This is a genomic window from Pseudomonas sp. Root329 (genome assembly GCF_001424925.1).
GTDB classification, from domain to species: domain Bacteria; phylum Pseudomonadota; class Gammaproteobacteria; order Pseudomonadales; family Pseudomonadaceae; genus Aquipseudomonas; species Aquipseudomonas arabinosi.
The window spans coordinates 286,392-307,634 of sequence record NZ_LMCV01000001.1 but is presented as its reverse complement, the minus strand read 5'-3'; the positions used below and the strand labels follow the sequence as shown (position 1 = coordinate 307,634).

At 59.6% G+C, this 21,243-nt stretch carries 21 protein-coding genes; 8 read left to right on the top strand and 13 right to left on the bottom strand.

Features of this window, described 5'->3' with window-relative positions; genetic code table 11:
- Positions 1-58 precede the first annotated feature (58 nt).
- The 6 genes from ASC74_RS01430 to dadA all read right to left on the bottom strand — a co-directional run bounded on the left by ASC74_RS01430 (position 59) and on the right by dadA (position 6,189).
- The gene (locus ASC74_RS01430) at positions 59-1,981 is read right to left on the bottom strand and encodes an acetyl-CoA hydrolase/transferase C-terminal domain-containing protein (protein WP_056738694.1); all 1,923 of its coding nucleotides are present in this window, start codon (positions 1,979-1,981) and stop codon (positions 59-61) included.
- A 134-nt stretch (positions 1,982-2,115) separates the two neighbouring features.
- The gene (locus ASC74_RS01425) at positions 2,116-2,532 is read right to left on the bottom strand and encodes a c-type cytochrome (RefSeq protein WP_033053381.1); all 417 of its coding nucleotides are present in this window, start codon (positions 2,530-2,532) and stop codon (positions 2,116-2,118) included.
- A gap of 181 nt (positions 2,533-2,713) precedes the next feature.
- The gene (locus tag ASC74_RS01420) at positions 2,714-3,262 is read right to left on the bottom strand and encodes a cupin domain-containing protein (protein ID WP_008150195.1); all 549 of its coding nucleotides are present in this window, start codon (positions 3,260-3,262) and stop codon (positions 2,714-2,716) included.
- 127 nt (positions 3,263-3,389) lie between these two features.
- Positions 3,390-4,463, bottom strand: a complete 1,074-nt coding sequence (gene alr, locus ASC74_RS01415) for an alanine racemase (RefSeq protein ID WP_056738693.1) — start codon at positions 4,461-4,463, stop codon at positions 3,390-3,392.
- Between the two features lie 96 nt (positions 4,464-4,559).
- On the bottom strand, positions 4,560-4,913 hold the full coding sequence (locus ASC74_RS01410; RefSeq protein ID WP_008150191.1) for a RidA family protein: 354 nt from the start codon (positions 4,911-4,913) through the stop codon (positions 4,560-4,562).
- Positions 4,885-6,189 (bottom strand): D-amino acid dehydrogenase, encoded by a 1,305-nt coding sequence (gene dadA, locus ASC74_RS01405; protein ID WP_046053837.1) that lies wholly within the window; start codon positions 6,187-6,189, stop codon positions 4,885-4,887. Before dadA ends, ASC74_RS01410 begins: the two co-directional genes overlap by 29 nt.
- 157 nt (positions 6,190-6,346) lie before the next feature.
- Here dadA and ASC74_RS01400 point away from each other — a divergent pair, with 157 nt between their 5' ends.
- Positions 6,347-6,835, top strand: coding sequence for an Lrp/AsnC ligand binding domain-containing protein (locus tag ASC74_RS01400; RefSeq protein ID WP_003177284.1), 489 nt, complete (start codon positions 6,347-6,349; stop codon positions 6,833-6,835).
- A gap of 148 nt (positions 6,836-6,983) precedes the next feature.
- Here ASC74_RS01400 and ASC74_RS01395 read toward each other — a convergent pair whose 3' ends face one another.
- Positions 6,984-7,337: a YkgJ family cysteine cluster protein gene (locus ASC74_RS01395; RefSeq protein WP_007894729.1), complete on the bottom strand. Its 354-nt coding sequence runs from the start codon at positions 7,335-7,337 to the stop codon at positions 6,984-6,986.
- 147 nt (positions 7,338-7,484) lie between these two features.
- Here ASC74_RS01395 and ASC74_RS01390 point away from each other — a divergent pair, with 147 nt between their 5' ends.
- Entirely contained in the window at positions 7,485-8,798 is a 1,314-nt protein-coding gene (locus ASC74_RS01390; protein WP_056738691.1) for an NAD(P)/FAD-dependent oxidoreductase, read from the top strand.
- 159 nt (positions 8,799-8,957) lie between these two features.
- On the opposite strand, the gene ASC74_RS01385 is transcribed toward ASC74_RS01390, so the two are convergent.
- Positions 8,958-9,203: a DUF1127 domain-containing protein gene (locus tag ASC74_RS01385; RefSeq protein ID WP_056738689.1), complete on the bottom strand. Its 246-nt coding sequence runs from the start codon at positions 9,201-9,203 to the stop codon at positions 8,958-8,960.
- A gap of 179 nt (positions 9,204-9,382) precedes the next feature.
- On the opposite strand from ASC74_RS01385, the gene ASC74_RS01380 reads away from it, so the two are divergent.
- On the top strand, positions 9,383-10,804 hold the full coding sequence (locus ASC74_RS01380; protein WP_056738687.1) for an aminotransferase-like domain-containing protein: 1,422 nt from the start codon (positions 9,383-9,385) through the stop codon (positions 10,802-10,804).
- 56 nt (positions 10,805-10,860) lie between these two features.
- Entirely contained in the window at positions 10,861-12,441 is a 1,581-nt protein-coding gene (locus ASC74_RS01375; RefSeq protein WP_056738685.1) for a phospholipase D family protein, read from the top strand.
- A gap of 30 nt (positions 12,442-12,471) precedes the next feature.
- Here ASC74_RS01375 and ASC74_RS01370 read toward each other — a convergent pair whose 3' ends face one another.
- Positions 12,472-13,614 (bottom strand): MFS transporter, encoded by a 1,143-nt coding sequence (locus ASC74_RS01370; RefSeq protein ID WP_056738683.1) that lies wholly within the window; start codon positions 13,612-13,614, stop codon positions 12,472-12,474.
- 161 nt (positions 13,615-13,775) lie between these two features.
- On the bottom strand, positions 13,776-15,269 hold the full coding sequence (locus ASC74_RS01365) for an aldehyde dehydrogenase (protein ID WP_008150178.1): 1,494 nt from the start codon (positions 15,267-15,269) through the stop codon (positions 13,776-13,778).
- Positions 15,270-15,496: 227 nt separating this feature from the next.
- Between ASC74_RS01365 and ASC74_RS01360 the strand changes: the two genes are divergently transcribed.
- Complete coding sequence (locus tag ASC74_RS01360; RefSeq protein ID WP_046045049.1) at positions 15,497-15,859, top strand: cupin domain-containing protein; 363 nt, start codon at positions 15,497-15,499, stop codon at positions 15,857-15,859.
- 208 nt (positions 15,860-16,067) lie between these two features.
- Here the strand turns inward: ASC74_RS01360 and rpmG are convergent, their stop codons facing one another.
- The gene (gene rpmG, locus ASC74_RS01355; RefSeq protein ID WP_007894709.1) at positions 16,068-16,223 is read right to left on the bottom strand and encodes a 50S ribosomal protein L33; all 156 of its coding nucleotides are present in this window, start codon (positions 16,221-16,223) and stop codon (positions 16,068-16,070) included.
- A gap of 11 nt (positions 16,224-16,234) precedes the next feature.
- The gene (gene rpmB / locus ASC74_RS01350) at positions 16,235-16,468 is read right to left on the bottom strand and encodes a 50S ribosomal protein L28 (RefSeq protein ID WP_007894701.1); all 234 of its coding nucleotides are present in this window, start codon (positions 16,466-16,468) and stop codon (positions 16,235-16,237) included.
- A 446-nt stretch (positions 16,469-16,914) separates the two neighbouring features.
- On the opposite strand from rpmB, the gene ASC74_RS01345 reads away from it, so the two are divergent.
- Positions 16,915-18,501: an ABC transporter substrate-binding protein gene (locus tag ASC74_RS01345; protein WP_056738681.1), complete on the top strand. Its 1,587-nt coding sequence runs from the start codon at positions 16,915-16,917 to the stop codon at positions 18,499-18,501.
- 118 nt (positions 18,502-18,619) lie between these two features.
- Here the strand turns inward: ASC74_RS01345 and radC are convergent, their stop codons facing one another.
- Complete coding sequence (radC, locus tag ASC74_RS01340; protein WP_056738679.1) at positions 18,620-19,294, bottom strand: RadC family protein; 675 nt, start codon at positions 19,292-19,294, stop codon at positions 18,620-18,622.
- A gap of 136 nt (positions 19,295-19,430) precedes the next feature.
- Between radC and coaBC the strand changes: the two genes are divergently transcribed.
- Positions 19,431-20,639, top strand: coding sequence for a bifunctional phosphopantothenoylcysteine decarboxylase/phosphopantothenate--cysteine ligase CoaBC (coaBC, locus tag ASC74_RS01335; protein WP_056738678.1), 1,209 nt, complete (start codon positions 19,431-19,433; stop codon positions 20,637-20,639).
- A 5-nt stretch (positions 20,640-20,644) separates the two neighbouring features.
- A complete protein-coding gene (dut, locus tag ASC74_RS01330; protein ID WP_056738676.1) occupies positions 20,645-21,100 on the top strand; it encodes a dUTP diphosphatase in 456 nt (151 codons plus the stop codon).
- Positions 21,101-21,243: the final 143 nt, after the last annotated feature.

Genomic DNA, 21,243 nt, shown 5'->3' with positions numbered 1-21,243 from the left:
TGACTGACACGGCCCCTTCGCGAGCAAGCCCGCTCCCACAGTTGATTTCGGCTGGCTGTTACTGTGCGGTGGCTTTGAGGCCGGTGAGCAGCAACCGCTGAAACAAATCCTCTTTCAGCCCTTCCGGGTTGGTCAGCTGCATTCGCTCCAGATGCTCGGGAAACGATGAAGGTTCTGGCGCATCCAGCGCAGCCTTGCCCAGTTCCAGAATCTCCGTGAGCTTGAACTTGCTCTTCAACCAGTTCAGCGCCCGCAGCAGATCCTTCTCCTCGGTGGTGAAATCACAGCCCAACGGATACTCCGGAAACAACTGCGGATGCCGCGCCTGGATGGCCTGCAAGCGCTGCGGACTGTTGTCGGCGAACCGTGGATCAATATGGAAACTCTTCGGTAACTTGCCGACGGCCTGAGCCTGTTCGATCAACCCCGGCTGGAAACGTGAGTCGCTGATGTTCAGCAACGCCTCGATCACCGCCGCATCGGTCTTGCCGCGCAGATCGGCGATACCGTACTCGGTGACCACGATGTCTCGCAGATGTCGCGGGATCGTGCAATGGCCGTACTCCCAGACGATGTTCGAACTGACCTCACCGCCCGACTCGCGCCAGCTGCGCAGGAGCAGCACCGAACGCGCCCCTTCCAGCGCATGTCCTTGCGCAACGAAGTTGTATTGCCCGCCGACACCGCTAAGTACTCGCCCGTCTTCGAGCTGATCCGATACGGCTGCGCCAAGCAGGGTCATCGTGAAGGCGGTGTTGATGAAGCGTGCATCAAGGCGCTGCAAGCGTTTGAGTTCTTCCTGTCCGTAGAGCTCGTTGATGTAGCTGATGCGCGTCATGTTGAACTCAAGCCGCTTGCTGTGCGGCAGCTCGCGCAGGCGCTCATAGAAACTGCGCGGCCCAAGAAAGAAACCGCCATGCACCGAGATGCCGTCAGTCTGCGCGGCTTCGTCCAGCGTGCCGGCATTCGCCTGTTGCTGGGTCGGCACATCGGGGTAGACCTTGCGCCGCACGATCCCGGCATCGGCCAGCACCAGCAAGCCGTTGACGAACATTTCGCTGCAACCGTAAAGGCCCTTGGCGAAAGGTTCGACGCCGCCTTCGCGGTCGATGAGTTGCGCCCACTGGCTGAGATTCACGTCCGTCAGCAACGCCTTGTAACCGTCATTGTCGGCCTGCCGCGCCAGCAGCGCAGCGGTCAGCGCGTCGCCCACGGCACCGATGCCAATCTGCAAGGTGCCGCCGTCGCGCACCAGCGTGCTGGCGTGCAGCCCGATGAAGTGATCCTGGAAACCCACCGGCATGTTCGGTGTGGAGAACAGCGTGGTGCTGTCCTTCTCGTCGATCAGCAGGTCAAACGTGTCAATACCGATCTCGGCATCGCCGGGCATGTACGGCAAATCGTTGTGCACCTGGCCCACCAGCAGGATCGTCTCCCCCGCCTCCCGGCGTTTGGCGATCATCGGGAACAGGTCGAGGGTGATGTCCGGGTTGCAGCTCAGGCTCAGGCGGTCGGGATGTTCGCTGTGGCTCGCCACCAATTGCGCCACCAGGTTCAACCCGGCGGCGTTGATGTCTCGAGCGGCGTGGCTGTAATTGCTGCTGACGTAATCCTGCTGGGCCTGTGCGCTGTGGAGCAGGCTGCCGGGCTGCATGAAAAACTGCTGAACATGGATGTTGGACGGCAGGCTGTCGCGATGCAGGTCGGCCAGGAAATCCAGTTCCGGATAGTCGCCGAAAACCCGCTCGATGAAGGGTTCGAGAAAGCGCTTTTGCAAACCGTCGCCCAAGGGAGGACGGCCCAGGCACAGGGCGGTGTAGATCGTCAGCTGCCGTTCGGGCAACTGCACGATGCGTTGAAACAGCGCGTTGACGAAATGGTTGGGTTTGCCCAGACCGAGGGGCAGGCCCATGTGGATATGCGCCGGCAACCGTGCCAGGACCTCATCGACCGCTTGCTCGATAGAACACAGCTGCACCATCTGATCCTCCCTTACATTCCGTGAATTGGGGTTGGACCGAGCTTGCCGGGTCTTGGCTGCAATGAACAGTCTCGGGCGCAAATCGCAGGCACAAAAAAACCGCTCGAAAGCGGCTTTTTGATGAAGATGAAGGCTTATTTCAGGCCGGACATCTTCTGGATCGCGCCTTTGAGTTCGGCGTCTGCGCAATCGGCGCAGGTGCCTTTTGGAGGCATTGCATTGAGGCCGGAGATTGCTTTCGCCAGCAAACCGTCAACACCGCCTTCCTTCTTGGCGCGCTCGCCCCAGGCTGCGGCATCACCAATTTTCGGCGCGCCCAACAGGCCGGTGCCGTGGCAAGCGTTGCAATGTTTGGCAATCACTTCGTCAGGAGTTTTGGCACCACCACCGCCGCCAGCAGAAGCAGCGACTTCCATCCCCTTGCACTCTTTACCCTGAACGCAAACCTGGCCGACTGGCTCAAGGCGTTTAGCAATATCGTCGTTGGTCGCAGCTTGTGCGCTGACTGCCCAAAGGGCCAATACGGTTGCTGGTACGGCCAGCATTTTCATAATTAGATTCACGCGTTCACCCTCAATGGTGGCTAGTCACGCCCACGGCCACGGTTCGCAGGCGGGCGCAAGTATAACGGTAAGCCCGCCACACTGAAACAACCCTAAAGTCGAAGGGGTCTTATGCGTGGCGGAAAAACAACTCGGGCACCTGCGCAATGCTCGCGGGGCGCCTCTTTTCTTAGAAATTCGCTGGAGTCGCTGCGCTGATTAGTCGCGCTGGCGCATCGAACGGATTACGGAAACGGTGCGGTTTAGTACTCTCAAAGTAGTAGCTGTCGCCGGCTTCGAGCACAAAAGTTTCAAGCCCCACCACCAGTTCAAGTCGACCTTCGAGCAAAATCCCGGTTTCTTCGCCCTCATGGGTGAGCATCTCGTCACCGGTGTCGGCGCCTGGCGGGTAGATTTCGTTGAGGAACGCGATGGCCCGGCTCGGATGAGCCCTGCCGACCAGTTTCATGGTCACTGCGCCATCGGAAATATCGATCAGCTCGTTGGCTTTGTAGACGATCTGAGTCGGTTTTTCCTGCAGGATCTCTTCGGAAAAGAACTCGACCATGGACATGGGAATCCCGCCCAGTACTTTCCTCAGCGAACTGATCGAGGGGCTGACGCTGTTCTTCTCGATCATCGAAATGGTGCTGTTGGTGACGCCCGCGCGTTTGGCGAGTTCACGCTGGGAAAGACCTTTGAGCTTACGGATGGATTGCAGTCGTTCACCGACGTCCAATGCTGGAGCCTCCAGGGATTCAGGTTGTAAGGATATTGAGCGTTATCATGGCGACAGCGTTCAGTATTTACAACACTTGGACCTGAATCCTGTTCGGTGAAGCGACTTTCGGTTAGGCCGCTTTGACCTAAGCCCCGGAATAGAGCATCGGCACCCGGCGCAGGTTGCAGAAGATCTGGTAAGGAATCGTGCCCGCGGCCGCCGCCACGTCGCTGGCGAGAATGTTTTTGCCCCACAATTCAACGGTCGAACCGAGGCCGGCTTGCGGCACATCGGTCAGGTCGATGCAGAGCATGTCCATCGACACCCGGCCAATCAACTGGCTGCGCTGCCCGGCAACCATCACGGGCGTACCGGTCGGCGCCTGACGTGGGTAGCCGTCGGCGTAACCCATGGCCACCACGCCCACGCGCATCGGTTTCTGAGTGATGAATGTGGCGCCGTAACCGATCGGCTCGCCGGCCGGCAGTTCACGCACGCAAATCACTTTCGATTCGAGGGTCATCACCGGTTGCAGACGGGACGCCACGGCGTTGGCCTCTTCAAACGGAGTCGCGCCGTAGAGCATGATGCCCGGGCGAACCCAATCACTTGGAATCTGCGGCCAACCGAGCACTGCCGGCGAGTTGCGCAGGCTGACCTCGGCCGACAAGCCCTGACGCGCCGCTTCAAACACGGCAACTTGCTCGGCACTGGCCTGACTGTGCAGCTCATCGGCCCGGGCGAAGTGGCTCATCAGTACAATCTTCGCCACCTTGCCGCTGGCCAGCAGCCGTTGATAGCCCGCCTGATAATCCTTTGGATGCAATCCCACCCGATGCATGCCCGAATCGAGCTTGAGCCAGACCGTGATCGGCTTGCTCAGCGCCGCTTTCTCGATCGCTTCGAGCTGCCACAGCGAATGCACCACGCACCAGAAGTCATGCTCGACGATCAGCGACAGCTCATCGGCTTCGAAAAAGCCTTCCAGCAACAGCACCGGCGCACGAATGCCTGCGGCTCGCAGCTCCAACGCTTCTTCGATGCAAGCCACGGCAAACCCGTCCGCCTCGGCTTCCAGCGCCTGGGCGCAACGCACCGCGCCATGACCGTAGGCATCGGCCTTGATCACCGCGAGGGCCTTGGCCCCCGTGACTTCACGGGCGATTTGGTAGTTGTGACGCAGGGCTTGAAGGTCGATCAGGGCACGGGCTGGACGCATGGCGGCAGACTTCTAGGCGGTCATGGGAAGAAAAACCGGCGCTGGCTGACGGCGTGAACCGCCAGTAGCACCGGGAGAGGGATTTTTCAGACAGGTTTATGGCAGAGCGGCGACAACCGACAGCTCAACCAGGATTTCCGGTTCGCACAACTTCGATTCAACGGTGGCACGGGCCGGTGCGACGCCTTTTGGCAGCCACTTGTCCCAGACCGCGTTCATGCCTTCAAAGTGTGCATCAATGTCTTTCAAGTAAATCGTCACCGACAGCAAACGGCTCTTGTCGGTCCCGGCCAGATCCAGCAAACGCTCGATGTTGGCAAGCGTTTCACGGGTCTGCTGTTCAATCCCGGCGTTCATATCGTCGCCGACCTGCCCTGCCAGATACACGGTACCGCTGTGGACTACGATCTGGCTCATGCGCTCATTGGTGAGCTGGCGCTGGATTGACATGTTTTGCAGACTCCTGAAGTTTTTTTCCATAACGGGAAATATCGAGGCCTTCGGCGCTGATTTGCGGCGTTTTCTTCGCCATCAGATCGGCCAGCAAGCGACCGGAACCGCACGCCATGGTCCAACCAAGCGTGCCGTGACCCGTGTTCAAAAACAGATTACTGAACGGCGTAGCACCCACGATCGGCGTGCCGTCCGGAGTGGTCGGACGCAGACCGGTCCAGAAACTCGCCTGGGCCAGATCGCCGCCCTGAGGATAGAGGTCGTTGACGATCATCTCCAGGGTTTCGCGCCGACGCGGGTTCAGCGACAGGTCAAAACCGGCTATTTCAGCCATGCCACCGACGCGAATGCGGTTGTCGAAACGGGTGATCGCGACCTTGTAGGTCTCGTCGAGAATAGTCGAAGTCGGGGCCATCGCCGGATTGGTGATCGGCACAGTCAAGGAATAACCCTTGAGCGGATACACCGGCGCCTTGATGCCCAGCGGCTTGAGCAGTTGCGGCGAGTAGCTGCCCAGGGCCAGCACGTAGCGATCAGCGGTTTCCAGCTTGCCGTCGATCCAGACACCATTGATGCGGTCGCCGGCGTAGTCGAGGCGTTGAATGTCTTGGTCGAAGCGGAATTCCACACCCAGTTTGGTCGCCATTTCGACCAGGCGGGTGGTGAACATCTGGCAGTCGCCAGTCTGGTCGTTCGGCAGGCGCAGGGCACCGGCGAGGATGTTGGTGACGCTGGCCAGCGCTGGCTCAACGCGGGCAATGCCGGCGCGGTCGAGCAGTTCGAACGGCACGCCGGACTCTTTCAGCACGGCGATGTCTTTCCAGGCGCCGTCGAGTTGAGCCTGGGTGCGGAACAATTGCGTAGTACCGAGGCTACGGCCTTCGTAGGCAATGCCGGTTTCGGCGCGCAATTCGTCGAGGCAGTCACGGCTGTACTCGGACAGGCGGACCATGCGCTCTTTGTTCACCGCATAACGACTGGCGGTGCAGTTACGCAGCATCTGCGCCATCCACAGGTATTGGTCGATGTCGGCGGTGGCCTTGATCGCCAGCGGTGCGTGGCGCTGCAACAGCCACTTGATGGCCTTGAGCGGCACGCCCGGCGCGGCCCATGGTGAGGCATAACCCGGCGAAACCTGCCCGGCGTTGGCGAAACTGGTCTCCATGGCAGCAGCCGGCTGACGGTCCACGACCACCACTTCAAACCCGGCACGCGCCAGATAGTAAGCACTGGTGGTACCGATGACGCCGCTACCCAAGACCATAACGCGCATTTTCATATCCCTCATCGCGGCTTGCCGCTGACGTTCGTAGTTGTCGAGCATTGATGTGCGCAGTGTAAAAAAGATTAGGCAGTGCTTTTCACTATATAAGTGCCTATATTTGGCGAGAATTCTCGGCAAAAACGCTTTTCACGGAGGCGCATCCCCTATGCGTACCAACACTCAGACCAAACGTGAGCTGGACAAGATCGACCGCAACATCCTGCGGATCCTGCAAGCGGACGGGCGTATCTCCTTCACCGAGCTGGGGGAAAAGGTCGGGCTCTCGACCACGCCGTGTACCGAGCGGGTCCGGCGGCTGGAGCGCGAAGGGATCATCATGGGCTACAACGCCCGGCTGAATCCGCAGCACCTCAAGGGCAGTCTTCTGGTGTTCGTCGAGATCAGTCTCGACTATAAATCCGGCGATACTTTCGAAGAGTTCCGACGCGCGGTGCTGAAACTGCCCCACGTGCTGGAGTGCCATTTGGTGTCAGGTGATTTCGACTATCTGGTGAAGGCGCGGATTTCCGAGATGGCCTCGTACCGCAAACTGCTGGGCGACATCCTGCTCAAGCTGCCGCATGTACGCGAATCCAAGAGCTACATCGTGATGGAAGAGGTGAAAGAGAGCTTGAGCCTGCCGATTCCGGATTGAGGGGCTGCCTTGAGGAAATGGCTGTCAGGGCGATAGCTTTCGCGAGCAAGCCCGCTCCCACATTAGATATTCAGTGGGCATGGATTTGTGTACGACCGAGATCACATGTGGGAGCGGGCTTGCTCGCGAAGGCCGCGCCTCGGTCCTCCTAGACCAACACCTGCCGAGTACTGGCCATGTACTCATGAATCTGCTTCTCGACCCGTGGATGAATCAGCTCCACCGGTCGCCGTCCATTCGGGCACGGCAAGGTCTTGGTGGTGCCGAACAGCCGGCAGATCAGCGGCCGCTCGTCATACACGGTGCAGCCGTTCGGCCCGAGGTGCACACAGTTGAGCTCATCCATCGCAGCGTCCTGCTCGGCCCGGGTCTTGCGCGGCAGGCGGGACATTTCTTCCGGTGAGGTGGTCACCGGCCCACAGCAGTCATGGCAGCCGGGCACGCACTCGAACGAGGGAATCTGCTGCCGTAGCGTGCGAATTTTCTGACTGTTGCAGCTCATCGAAGCGGTGACCAAAAGCGGAATAGAGCGGGATTCTGACGCAAAAGCCCCGATCCAGACAGCACCAACCGACCAGTGTTGCCCGTGTCCGAAGGTCCGGCTTATGCTCCGTCAAATTTTCTAAACACAAGAATCAGGAACACGCACATGAATGCCCGTGCTCAGCAACCGGCCCCGAACCACCAGCACCCTGCTTCTTACTACGCCGCCAGCAGCCTGCCGCAGCCCGATCATCCGGTGCTCACAGCTGACCTGGTGGCTGACGTGTGCGTGGTCGGTGGTGGATTCTCCGGGTTGAACACGGCGCTCGAACTGGCCGAACGCGGCTTCAGTGTGATCCTGCTCGAAGCCCACAAAATCGGTTGGGGCGCCAGCGGACGCAATGGCGGGCAGTTGATTCGAGGCGTCGGCCATGGCCTCGATCAGTTCGCTAACGTGGTCGGTGCGGACGGCGTGCGTCAGATGAAACTCATGGGCCTGGAAGCAGTGGAAATCGTCCGACAGCGCGTCGAGCGTTTTCAGATCCCTTGCGACCTGACCTGGGGCTATTGCGACCTGGCGAACAAGCCCCGGGACCTCGAAGGTTTTACCGAAGACGCCGAAGAGCTGCGCAGTCTCGGTTACCGTTACGAAACCCGTCTGCTGCAAGCCAGTGAAATGCATTCCGTTGTGGGTTCCGACCGCTACGTCGGCGGTTTGATCGACATGGGCTCGGGGCATCTGCACCCGCTGAACCTGGCACTGGGCGAAGCGGCGGCCGCGCAGCAGTTGGGGGTGAAGCTGTTCGAACAATCGGCAGTCACCCGCATCGATTATGGCCCCGAGGTCAAGGTCCATACCGCCCAGGGCTCGGTTCGCGCCAAGACGCTGGTGCTGGGCTGCAACGCCTACCTCAATGAACTCAATCCCGAACTCGGCGGCAAGGTGCTGCCCGCCGGCAGCTACATCATCGCCACCGAGCCCTTGAGCGAAGAACTGGCTCACTCGCTGCTGCCGCAGAACATGGCGGTGTGTGATCAACGGGTGGCACTGGATTACTACCGGCTCTCGGCGGACCGCCGCTTGCTGTTTGGTGGCGCCTGCCATTATTCAGGTCGCGACCCGAAGGACATCGCCGCGTACATGCGGCCGAAGATGCTGGAGGTTTTCCCGCAACTGGCCGGGGTGAAGATCGACTATCAATGGGGCGGGATGATCGGCATTGGCGCTAATCGCCTGCCGCAGATCGGGCGGTTAAAGGATCAGCCGAATGTGTATTACGCCCAGGCTTATTCCGGTCATGGTGTGAATGCCACGCACCTCGCGGGGAAGTTGTTGGCTGAAGCTATCAGTGGTCAGCAGGGTGGCGGGTTTGATCTGTTTGCCAAGGTGCCGCATATCACGTTCCCTGGCGGTAAGCATTTGCGCTCGCCATTACTGGCGCTCGGGATGTTGTGGCATCGGCTTAAAGAGTTGGTCTGAGAGATCAGTGGCGTTCTTTCGGACGCCTTCGCGAGCAAGTCGAATCGTCGCACCGCCGCTCCCACATTAGATTCTCAGTGAACACAGATTTTGTGTTCGGCAACGATCAAATGTGGGAGCGGGCTTGCTCGCGAATCGGTTCAAAGAACACCACAAGGCTCAGATCCGCCAGAAAGGTTTAAGCCCCTCCTCCCGCGCCTGCTCCCGACTCAACCCGACATCCCTGAGCTGCTCAGTCGTGAGCTCCAGCAATGCCTTGCGCGTGTGCAGACGATGCCAGAGCAGACCCCAACGACTCAGGCCGGACGGTGCGTTGCGCATGACCGCCTCACGTGCGCCGTTGATTTGCCCTGCCGCCAGTTCCTGACTGTGTAACGTCAGCCGCACATCGCTCAAGCCGTTCATTTTGATTGCTCCTGTTTACTTGGGTAGCCAGAGCTTTCATGATGCGCGGGAGGCGAAAAGCATTACAGATTCAACGAGACTGTATTAACTCCATACAGATTTTGCGTTTCAGCGTCTGAATCCTATATTTCCACCCCATCTGTACTGGTTAACCGAATCACCCACACCGAGACTGCGCCATGACCCTTTACATCAACCTCGCCGAACTACTCGGCACACGGATCGAACAGGGCTTCTATCGCCCCGGTGACCGGCTGCCGTCGGTGCGGGCGTTGAGTGTTGAACACGGCGTCAGCCTGAGCACGGTGCAGCAGGCCTATCGCGTGCTGGAAGACAGCGGCCTGGCGACACCCAAACCCAAGTCGGGTTACTTCGTACCGGTGGGTCGCGAACTGCCGGAGCTTCCGGCCATTGGACGCCCGGCCCAGCGTCCGGTGGATATTTCCCAGTGGGATCAAGTGCTGGAACTGATCCGCGCAGTGCCACGCAAGGATGTGGTGCAACTGGGTCGCGGCATGCCGGACATCACCACGCCGACCATGAAACCGCTGCTGCGCAGCCTGGCGCGAATCAGCCGTCGGCAGGACATGCCCGGTCTGTATTACGACAACATCTACGGCACCCTCGAACTGCGCGAACAGATTGCCCGTCTGCTGCTGGATTCCGGTTGCCAATTGACGGCCCACGACCTGGTGATCACTACCGGTTGCCACGAAGCGCTGTCCACCAGCATCCGCGCCATCTGCGACCCGGGCGACATCGTAGCCGTGGACTCGCCAAGCTTTCACGGCGCCATGCAGACCCTCAAGGGCCTGGGCATGAAAGCCCTGGAAATCCCCACCGACCCGCTCACCGGGATCAGCCTCGATGCCCTCGAACTGGCCTTGGAACAATGGCCGATCAAGGCCATACAGTTGACCCCCAACTGCAACAACCCGCTGGGCTACATCATGCCGGAGTCACGCAAACGCGCGTTGTTGACACTTGCACAGCGTTTCGATGTGGCGATCATCGAGGATGATGTGTATGGCGAACTGGCTTACACCTACCCGCGCCCACGCACGATCAAATCCTTCGACGAAGACGGCCGCGTCCTGCTCTGCAGCTCGTTTTCCAAGACCTTGGCGCCGGGACTGCGCATTGGTTGGGTGGCGCCGGGGCGTTATCTGGAACGTGTGCTGCACATGAAATACATCAGCACCGGCTCCACCGCGCCGCAACCGCAAATTGCCATTGCAGAATTCCTCAAGGGCGGACACTTCGAACCGCATTTGCGGCGGATGCGCACCCAATACCAACGCAATCGCGACGTGATGATCGATTGGGTCAGCCGCTATTTTCCGGCCGGTACCCGAGCCAGTCGCCCCCAGGGCAGCTTCATGCTCTGGGTCGAGCTGCCGGAGGGTTTCGACACCCTGAAACTGAATCGTGCGCTGCATGATCAAGGCGTACAGATTGCCGTCGGCAGTATCTTTTCCGCCTCGGGCAAGTACCGCAATTGCCTGCGGATGAACTACGCTGCCAAAACAACCCCACAGATCGAAGAAGCAGTGCGCAAGGTCGGTGCGACAGCAATCAAACTGCTGGCGCAAATCGACTGACCTTTCTTCGGGACGCGGCGTCCATATGCTAACCGCCACCACCCGGAATACGCTCCGTGAGAATCAGACAGCCATTGCTTGCTCTTCTGTTACTCGCCTCGCTCCTTGGTGGCTGCACAACACTCAATGTCCCTCGCGAACCGAGTCAGGCCCTGCCGGCGACCGATTCGGCGTTCGGCCGTTCGATCCAGGCCCAGGCCGCCCCCCATCAAGGCCAATCGGGCTTTCGCTTGCTCTCCGATAGCGCCGAGGCCTTCACCGCCCGCGCCGAGCTGATTCGCAACGCCCAAAGCAGCCTCGATCTGCAGTACTACATCGTCCATGACGGCATCAGCACACGAATATTGGTGAGCGAGCTGCTCAACGCCGCCGACCGCGGCGTGCGGGTGCGGATTCTGCTCGACGACACCACCAGCGATGGCCTGGACCGAATCATCGCGACCCTTGCCGCACATCCGAAGATTCAGATCCGCGTGTTCAACCCGCTGCACCTGGGCCGCAGCACCGTCGTTACGCGAACGATGGGTCGGCTGTTCGACCTGTCGCAGCAACATCGCCGCATGCACAACAAACTATGGGTGTCGGACAACTGCGTGGCGATCGTTGGCGGGCGCAACCTGGGGGACGAGTATTTCGATGCCGAGCCCAACCTGAATTTCACCGACATCGACATGCTCAGTGTCGGCCCGGTTGCAGAGCAGTTGGGGCACAGCTTCGACGAGTACTGGAACAGTGCCCTGAGCAAACCGATCGAACAATTTCTCTCGACCAAACCAACAGCCAAGGATTTGAGAAACACCCGAACTCGACTGGACGAATCCCTGGAGGAAACGCGTAAACAGAACCACGCGCTTTATCAGCAGTTGATGGCCTACACCACTCACCCGCGTTTGGATGTCTGGCGCCGGGAGCTGATCTGGGCCTGGAACCAGGCGTTGTGGGACGCACCGAGCAAGGTCTTGTCCAAGGGTGAGCCGGAACCGTACTTGCAGCTGACCACCCAGTTGGCGCCCGAGCTCAATGGGGTCAGCAAGGAGCTGATTTTGGTCTCGCCCTACTTCGTACCCACCCAACCGGGTCAGGTGTATCTGACCGGTCGCGCCGATGCCGGCGTGTCGGTGAGATTGCTGACCAATTCACTGGAAGCCACCGACGTACCGGCCACGCACGGTGGTTACGCACCTTATCGCAAAGCCTTGCTGGAGCATGGTGTGCAATTGTTCGAATTGCGTCGTCAGCCCGGTGACAACGGTGGCAGCGGCAGCGGACCGAGCCCGTTTCACAGCGGGAGCAGCTCCTCCCATAGTTCCGACTCCAGCCTGCACAGCAAGGCGATGATTTTCGACCGACAGAAAGCCTTCATCGGCTCGTTCAATTTCGACCCGCGCTCGGTACTGTGGAACACCGAAGTCGGGGTACTGGTGGACAACCCGCAGCTCGCTGGACGGGTGCGCGAACTGGCACTGGAGGGTATGGCGCCGGCCCTCAGCTATCAGGTCCGGCTGGAAAAGGGTCAGATCGTCTGGGTCACCGAAGATGACGGCAAGCAGCACACATTGACCACAGAACCGGGGGGTTGGTGGCGGCGTTTCAATTCATGGCTCAGCAGCATGGTCGGCCTGGAACGGATGCTTTAAAAACAGTGCAGTCAGATAGATTGCCAAGATCTATGCCGGCTGCACCGCGCCAAACGCGCCTTGGCGCCTCAGCAGAATCACCAACCCCAGCGCACCGGCCGCCATCAGCAATGGCAACGCATGCCCGCTGATCCACTGACTGCCGGCACCAGCCGCCAGCGGCCCGACCAGGCAACCGATCCCCCACAGCTGCGCGATATGCGCATTGGCGCGCACCAGTGCATCGTCGCGATAACGCTCGCCGATCAGGATCAGTGACAAGGTGAACAAGCCGCCGGCACTGGCACCGAACAACACCCACAACGGCCAGATCAGCAACGTGTCGATCAACAACGGGATGGCCAGGCTCGATATCAGCAGAACCACCGCACACCCGGTGAACAACGTACGTCGCGACAAGCGATCAGCCAGTGCGCCAATCGGTAATTGCAGCAAGGCATCACCCACCACCACCGTGCTGACCATCGCCAGCGCAATGTCCGTCGTAAAGCCCTGACGCAGGCAATAAACCGGCAACAACGTCAGGATCATCGCTTCGAACGCTGCGAACAGCGACACCGCCCAGGCAATCGCCGGCAGGCCACGGCAGAAACCCAGCAAGTCGCTGAAGGTCACGCTGCTGGCTTCACTGGCCGGTGCGCCGCTGCGGCCCAGCAACAGGAACGGTGCCGCCGTCAGCAAACCGACGCCGACCCAGAACCCGTAATCGTGTTCGGTGCCCACAACGCCAAGCAGCAACGGCCCGGCCAGCTGACTCAGCGCATAGCTGCTGCCATACAGCGCCACCAATCGACCGCGCCACTCTTCAACCACAAGCTGGTTGATCCAGCTTTCGCCAAGGATGAAGACCAGGGTCAGGATCACCCCGATCATCAGCCGCAATACCAACCAAATCGGATAGCTCGGCAACAGCGCCAGCAAACCGATGGACAAAGCCCCGGCCCACAGGCACAAACGCATCAGATTGGCCGTGCCCAGACGCGCGGCCAGATGGCTGGAGATCTTTGCCCCCAGCAATACGCCAATCGCGGGCATCGCTGCCATCACACCGATGGCGAACGAGCCGTAACCCCAGCCTTCCAGGCGAAACGACACCAACGGCATGCTGACGCCCAGCGCCAGGCCGACACTCAAGACAGACGCCAACACGGCGAAATAAGTCGCCCAACGCATTTCCCACGCTCCTGTGGATTGTTATTTTTTACAGACAACACAAAACAAATGTGGGAGCGGGCTTGCTCGCGAAGAGGCCATCACATCCAACATCATCGTTGGCTGTTACGGCGCCTTCGCGAGCAAGCCCGCTCCCACACGGGATCTTCGTTGTGTGGTGCTTACAACTTGATCCAGGTCGCCTTCAGCTCGGTGTACTTGTCGAACGCGTGCAGCGACTTGTCGCGACCGTTGCCGGACTGCTTGAAGCCACCGAACGGCGCCGTCATGTCGCCGCCGTCATACTGATTGACCCACACGCTACCCGCGCGCAGTGCCTTAGCAGTCAGGTGGGCCTTGGAAATATCCTTGGTCCATACCGCTGCAGCCAAGCCGTAAGGGGTGTCGTTGGCAATCGCAATGGCTTCTTCGGCGGTATCGAAAGTGATCACCGACAGCACTGGGCCGAAGATTTCTTCCTGAGCGATTTTCATCGCGTTGCTGACGCCGTCGAAAATCGTCGGTTCAACGTAGGTGCCACCGGTTTCCTGAAGAATGCGCTTGCCGCCCGCCACCAGTTTGGCGCCGTCGGTGTGACCGGATTCGATATAGGACAGCACGGTGTTCATCTGCTGGGTATCCACCAGCGCGCCGACGTTGGTTGCCGGATCCAGCGGGTTGCCCGGCTTCCAGGTTTTGAGGGCCTCGATCACCAGCGGCAGGAATTTATCCTTGATCGAACGCTCCACCAGCAGGCGCGAGCCAGCGGTGCAGACTTCGCCCTGGTTGAACGCGATGGCGCCGGCAGCCGATTCAGCGGCAGCTTGCAGGTCCGGCGCATCGGCGAACACGATGTTCGGGCTCTTGCCGCCGGCTTCGAGCCAGACGCGTTTCATGTTCGATTCGCCGGAGTAGATCAGCAGTTGCTTGGCGATTTTGGTCGAACCGGTGAACACCAGGGTGTCCACATCATTGTGCAGTGCCAGGGCCTTGCCGACGGTATGACCGTAACCTGGCAGGACGTTCAACACGCCTTTCGGGATACCGGCCTCAACAGCCAGCGCGGCGATACGAATAGCCGTCAGCGGCGATTTTTCGGACGGTTTGAGGATCACCGAGTTACCGGTGGACAGCGCCGGACCGAGTTTCCAGCACGCCATCATTAGCGGGAAGTTCCACGGCACGATCGCACCGACGACGCCGACCGGTTCGCGGGTCACCAGACCCAGCTGGTCATGGGGAGTCGCGGCCACTTCGTCGTAGATCTTGTCGATGGCTTCACCGCTCCAGCTCAGGGCTTGCGCCGCGCCTGGAACGTCGATGTACAGGGAATCGCTGATCGGCTTGCCCATGTCCAGGGTTTCGAGCAGGGCCAACTCTTCGGCGTGCTGTTTCAGCAAGCCGGCGAAACGGATCATGGTGGCTTTGCGTTTGGTCGGCGCCAGGCGCGACCAGACGCCGGAATTGAAGGTGGCGCGGGCGTTTTCAACAGCGCGCTGGGCGTCGGCGGCGTCACAGCTGGCAATCTTGCCCAGCAGACGGCCATCGACCGGGCTGATGCACTCGAAGGTCTCGGCGGAGACAGCATCGGTGTATTCGCCATTGATGTAGGCGCGGCCTTCGATCTTCAGATCGCGAGCCCGTTGTTCCCAATCGGCACGAGTCAGGGTGGTCATACGAGTGTCCTCCTCTTATTGAATACGAACGCTCCACGGTCTTCGCGGGCGCTGTCAGGAATTCTGCCCGGCCAGCCTGCTTTTTCGGCCCAAGGCAACTGCCACCCTAAACCAGTGGCCGGGGTTGTTTCAATATATTTGACACAAGGTCGGCAAACGGCCTTGCGGTGTTCATTTTAATAAACATAGACTTTGGGCTTTTCAGGCAATCACGGGAAATTACAACAATGAATATCCAGGATGTCGTCGACTTCAGCCAGGCCACGACCGCGCCCGAGCGCTATCGACCAGACCCGACGAAAGTCCTCAAGGGCGATCCCGAGCAAGCGGTGTACAACCACTACAACAGTCCGTGCGGCCAGCTGAACGCCGGCGTATGGGAAGGCGACGTCGGGCAATGGACGGTGAACTTCACCGAACATGAATACTGCGAAATCGTTCAAGGGGTTTCGGTACTACGCGACAACGACGGCAACAGCAAAACCCTGCGCGCAGGTGACCGCTTCGTGATTCCTGCGGGATTCAGGGGCACCTGGGAAGTGCTGGAGCCTTGCCGCAAGATCTATGTGGCGTTTGAACAGAAGGCCTGAGGATTTGGGTTGCCTGGGCCGACGCCTTCGCGAGCAAGCCCGCTCCCACACTGGATTGTCCAGGGCACAAATTTTGTGTTCACTGAAGATCAAATGTGGGAGCGGGCTTGCTCGCGAAGGGGCCCTGACAGGCAACGCATAACCATCAGGCAACAAAAAAGGCCCGTATCTCGCGATACGGGCCTTTTTCGTAAGAGGGAAAAATCAATTACTTGATTTTGCCTTCTTTGTAGATCACGTGCTTGCGAACAACCGGATCAAATTTCTTGATCTCGATTTTGTCCGGAGTAGTGCGCTTGTTCTTGTCGGTAGTGTAGAAGTGACCAGTACCGGCGCTCGAAATCAAACGAATCAATTCACGCATGATTAGCTCCCTTAGATCTTGCCAGCTTTGCGGATTTCGGCCAGCACGACAGTGATGCCACGCTTGTCGATGATACGCATGCCTTTGGCAGATACGCGCAGACGCACGAAACGTTTCTCTTCTTCAACCCAGAAGCGGTGATGCTGCAGGTTCGGCAGGAAACGACGACGGGTTTTGTTGTTTGCGTGGGAAATGTTATTCCCAGTCACCGGACCCTTACCGGTAACTTGACATACTCTCGACATGCCTCAGCCCTCTAAAACCACATGCCCAACCCGGCATGGGTTGGCCGCTTAATCTCTCAGTCATTTGGCGCCAGGCGCCGCGTTTCTTTAGAGGTCTTACCGGCTACACCTACAGTGAAGGAACCGGGCCCCTAGAAAAGAGCGCTGCTTTATACCAGAAAGACTGGAGAGCAACAACATTCCGTGTGCACAGACTTAATAAAAACCCCGTTTTTCTGGCTCCGAGCGCCTTGGATAAAGGCTATCGTCGATGAAGACCGCTCGTCGCAGAGAATCGGCCAACAGGCCAATCCAGGGTTTTGCTCAACCGGTACTCACCGAAAACAATCGCCTATAGTCCCCTTAAAATGAAAAAGGGGATAGTCATTTACAAAAGAGCCCACTAGGGTAAGCCTTTTCCAGACTGCACTTGCAGATGGGCCTTCGATCTGTAAAGGAATCCGACCATGCGCCTCGCTGCCCTACCGCTGTTGCTCGCCCCGCTTCTGCTGAGCCCATTGGCCCATGCCGCCGCTCTGAGCGTCTGCACAGAGGCAAGCCCGGAAGGGTTCGACGTGGTGCAGTACAACTCGCTGACCACCACCAACGCCTCGGCCGACGTGCTGATGAACCGTCTGGTGGACTTCGATACCGCCAGCGGCAAAGTGGTCGCCAGCCTTGCCGACAGCTGGGAAGTCACGCCCGACGGCCTGACCTATGTCTTCAAATTGCACCCGCAGGTGAAATTCCACCGCACCGAATACTTCAGTCCGACGCGTGACCTGACCGCCGAAGACGTGAAGTTCAGCTTCGACCGCATGCTCGACCCCGCAAACCCTTGGCACAAAGTCGCCCAAAGCGGCTTCCCGCACGCCCAGTCGATGCAGTTGCCAGCATTGATCAAGAAGATCGACGCACTCGACCCGCTGACCATACGGTTCACGCTTGACCATCCGGACTCGACCTTCCTCGCGACCCTGAGCATGGGTTTCGCCTCGATCTACTCCGCCGAATATGCCGACAAACTGATGAAGGCCGGCACCCCGGAGAAGCTCAATAGCCAGCCAATCGGCAGCGGGCCGTTCATCTTCACGCGCTTCCAGAAAGATGCCTCGATTCGCTACAAGGCCAACCCGGATTACTTCCGCGGCAAGCCTTCAGTGGATCCGCTGATTTTCGCCATTACCCCTGACGCCAACGTGCGTTTGCAGAAATTGCGCCGCAACGAGTGCCAGATCGCCCTGTCACCCAAGCCTCTGGACGTACAGGCAGCGCTGAAAGAACCGACCCTGAAAGTGGAAAAGACTGACGCCTTCATGACCGCGTTCGTCGGCATCAACAGCCAGCATCCACCGCTGGACAAGCCTGAAGTGCGCCAGGCGATCAACCTCGCGTTCGACAAGGCCAACTACATCAAAGCCGTGTTCGAAGACACCGCCGAACCTGCCAACGGCCCATACCCGCCGAACACCTGGAGCTATGCCAAAGGCCTGCCGGGTTATCCACATGACGTCGAAAAAGCCAAAGCGCTCATGGCGAAGGCCGGGCTCAAGGACGGTTTCCAGACCACCATCTGGACCCGACCTTCTGGCAGTCTGCTCAACCCGAACCCGAGCCTCAGCGCTCAAATGCTGCAATCGGATCTCGCGGAAATCGGCATTCAGGCCGAGATTCGGGTGATCGAATGGGGCGAACTGATTCGCCGCGCCAAGGCCGGTGAACACGATCTGTTGTTCATGGGCTGGGCCGGCGACAACGGAGACCCGGACAACTTCCTCACGCCGCAGTTTTCCTGCGCCGCGGTCAAATCCGGCACCAACTTCGCACGCTACTGCAACCAGGACCTGGACAAGCTGATCAGCGCCGGCAAGACCACCGGCGAGCAAGGTGTGCGTACCAAGCTCTACGAACAGGCCCAGGCACAGATCCAGCAGCAGGCGCTGTGGCTGCCGCTGGCCCACCCGACCGCCTTCGCGCTGACGCGCAAGGACGTTGAGGGCTACTCGGTCAGCCCGTTTGGTCGTCAGGATTACTCGAAGGTCAACCTCAAATAACCCCACCCCCTGTAGGAGCTGTCGAGTGAAACGAGGCTGCGATCTTTTGATCTGAAAAACAAAATCAAAAGATCGCAGCCTTCGGCAGCTCCTACAGGTGGAAAAGGCCAGCCAAGGCTTACATCCACCCGTACTCAGCCATGGACAACGGATCGCCGTCCCCGATGATGAAATGGTCGAGCACCCGCACATCGATCAGGTCCAGCGCCTCTTGCAGGCGCTTGGTCAGCATTCGGTCGGCTTGACTGGGGTTGGTATTTCCCGACGGATGGTTATGGCAGAGGATCAGCGCTGCGGCGTTGTGGGCCAACGCGCGTTTAACCACTTGTCTCGGATAGACACTGGTGCTGTCGATGGATCCGCGAAACAGCACTTCAAAAGTCAGCACTTGATGCCTGGAATCCAAAAACAGACAGCCGAACACCTCGTGAGGCTCATGGCGCAGCATTGACTTCAGGTAATCACGAACCGCCTGCGGATTTTCCAGCGCCGATTTTTGGCGCGCACGTTCGGCCAAATGCCGCCGGCTCATTTCCTGGACCGCTTGCAACTGAGCGAATTTCGCCGGGCCGAGCCCCAACTGCCGGCTGAATGCTGCTTGATCGGCCTCGAGTAGTGAGCGCAGGCTGCCAAACTGACTCAACAGGTGTCGCGCCAGATCTACCGCGCTTTTACCCGACACGCCCGTTCGTAAAAAAATCGCCAGCAGTTCGGCGTCCGAAAGGCTCCCCGAGCCCAACTCAAGCAACCTCTCCCGCGGCCGTTCCGCCGCTGGCCAATCGCGAATACTCATAGCACCTCCCTGGTCTGTGGGCGCCGCTGTTCCGTAGCGGTCGCTGTGATATCGTAGCCCATCTTTTTTGCGGGCGATTTCACTCCTGGGGAGGGGGTATCGCCATGCAGTCATCAACGAAATGAAAGGCAGACCTATGCAGCGGCTGTATCGGAAACGCATCGTTCTGGGCGTCGGCGGCGGCATCGCTGCCTACAAGAGCGCCGACCTGGTTCGCCGCCTGATCGACCAGGGCGCCGAAGTGCGCGTGGTCATGACCCGCGGCGGCAGCGAGTTCATCACACCGTTGACCATGCAGGCCTTGTCCGGGCATCCGGTCCACCTCGACTTGCTCGACCCGGCGGCCGAAGCCGCCATGGGCCACATCGAGCTGGCCAAATGGGCCGACCTGGTGCTGATCGCCCCCGCCACCGCGGACCTCATTGCCCGCCTGGCCCAAGGCATTGCCGACGACTTGCTGACCACGCTGGTGCTGGCCACCGACGCCGTGGTCGCCGTTGCCCCGGCGATGAACCAGGCCATGTGGCGCGACCCGGCGACCCAGGCCAACCTGCAAACCCTCGAAAGCCGTGGCCTGAAAACCTTTGGCCCAGCCTCCGGCAGCCAGGCCTGTGGCGACGTCGGCATGGGCCGCATGCTCGAAGCCACCGACCTCGCCCAGCTCGCGGCGGACTGCTTCCAGCGTCAGGCACTGACCGGTAAACACGTGCTGATCACCGCCGGCCCGACCCAGGAAAACATCGACCCGGTGCGCTACATCACCAACCACAGCTCCGGAAAAATGGGCTTTGCCCTGGCCGAAGCCGCGGTGGAAGCCGGCGCCCGCGTAACGCTGATCACCGGCCCGGTGCACCTGCCAACCCCAGATCGCGTCACGCGCATCGACGTGGTCAGTGCCCGCGACATGCTCGCCGCTTGTGAAGCCGCGATCCCTTGCGACCTGTTCATCGCCTCAGCAGCGGTCGCGGATTACCGCCCGGAAGTCGTCGCCCCACAGAAACTCAAGAAAGACCCTACGAACGGCGACGGCTTGTTGCTACAGATGGTGCGCAACCCGGACATTCTGGCCACCATTGCCACACGCCCCGACCGTCCGTTCAGTGTCGGGTTCGCTGCCGAAACCGAACACCTGCTCGACTACGCTGCCCGCAAGTTGAAAGACAAGAACCTCGATTTGATCGTCGCCAACGACGTCGCCAACCCGAGCATTGGCTTCAACAGCGAAGAAAACGCCTGCAGCGTGATCGACCGCCAGCTACACGCCACACTTTTCGCCCAGACCAGCAAGAGCAAGATTGCTCGCCAGTTGATCACTTTTATCGCCGAACGTCTGAACCAGGTTTAATTTACATGCACGCTTTGCAAGCCAAGATCCTCGACCCTCGCATCGGTACCGAATTCCCGCTGCCGCAGTACGCCACGCCAGGCTCCGCCGGCCTCGACCTGCGCGCCATGCTGGAAAAAGACACCGTCATCAAGCCGGGCGAAACCCTGCTGATCCCGACAGGCCTGTCTGTCTACATTGGCGATCCGGGTTTGGCAGCGCTGATTCTCCCGCGCTCCGGCCTGGGCCATAAGCACGGCATCGTGCTGGGCAACCTGGTCGGCCTGATCGACTCCGATTATCAAGGACCGTTGATGGTGTCGTGCTGGAACCGTGGCCAGACCGAATTCACCATGGTCGTTGGCGAACGTTTGGCCCAGTTGGTGCTGGTACCGGTGGTTCAAGCGCATTTCGAGATGGTCGAAGAGTTCGTCGAAACCCAGCGCGGCACGGGCGGGTTCGGCCACTCCGGCAGCCATTGATGACTTTGTGGGAGCAGCCGGTCGACGCTCGATTGCTCGCTCCCACAGGTTTTGCACTGAATTGCACAGACGTCATCTGGAAGGTTTATCACTGAAAATCAAGGTATTGGCGGTTCCATTACACGCTGATGCCGGGGTCATGG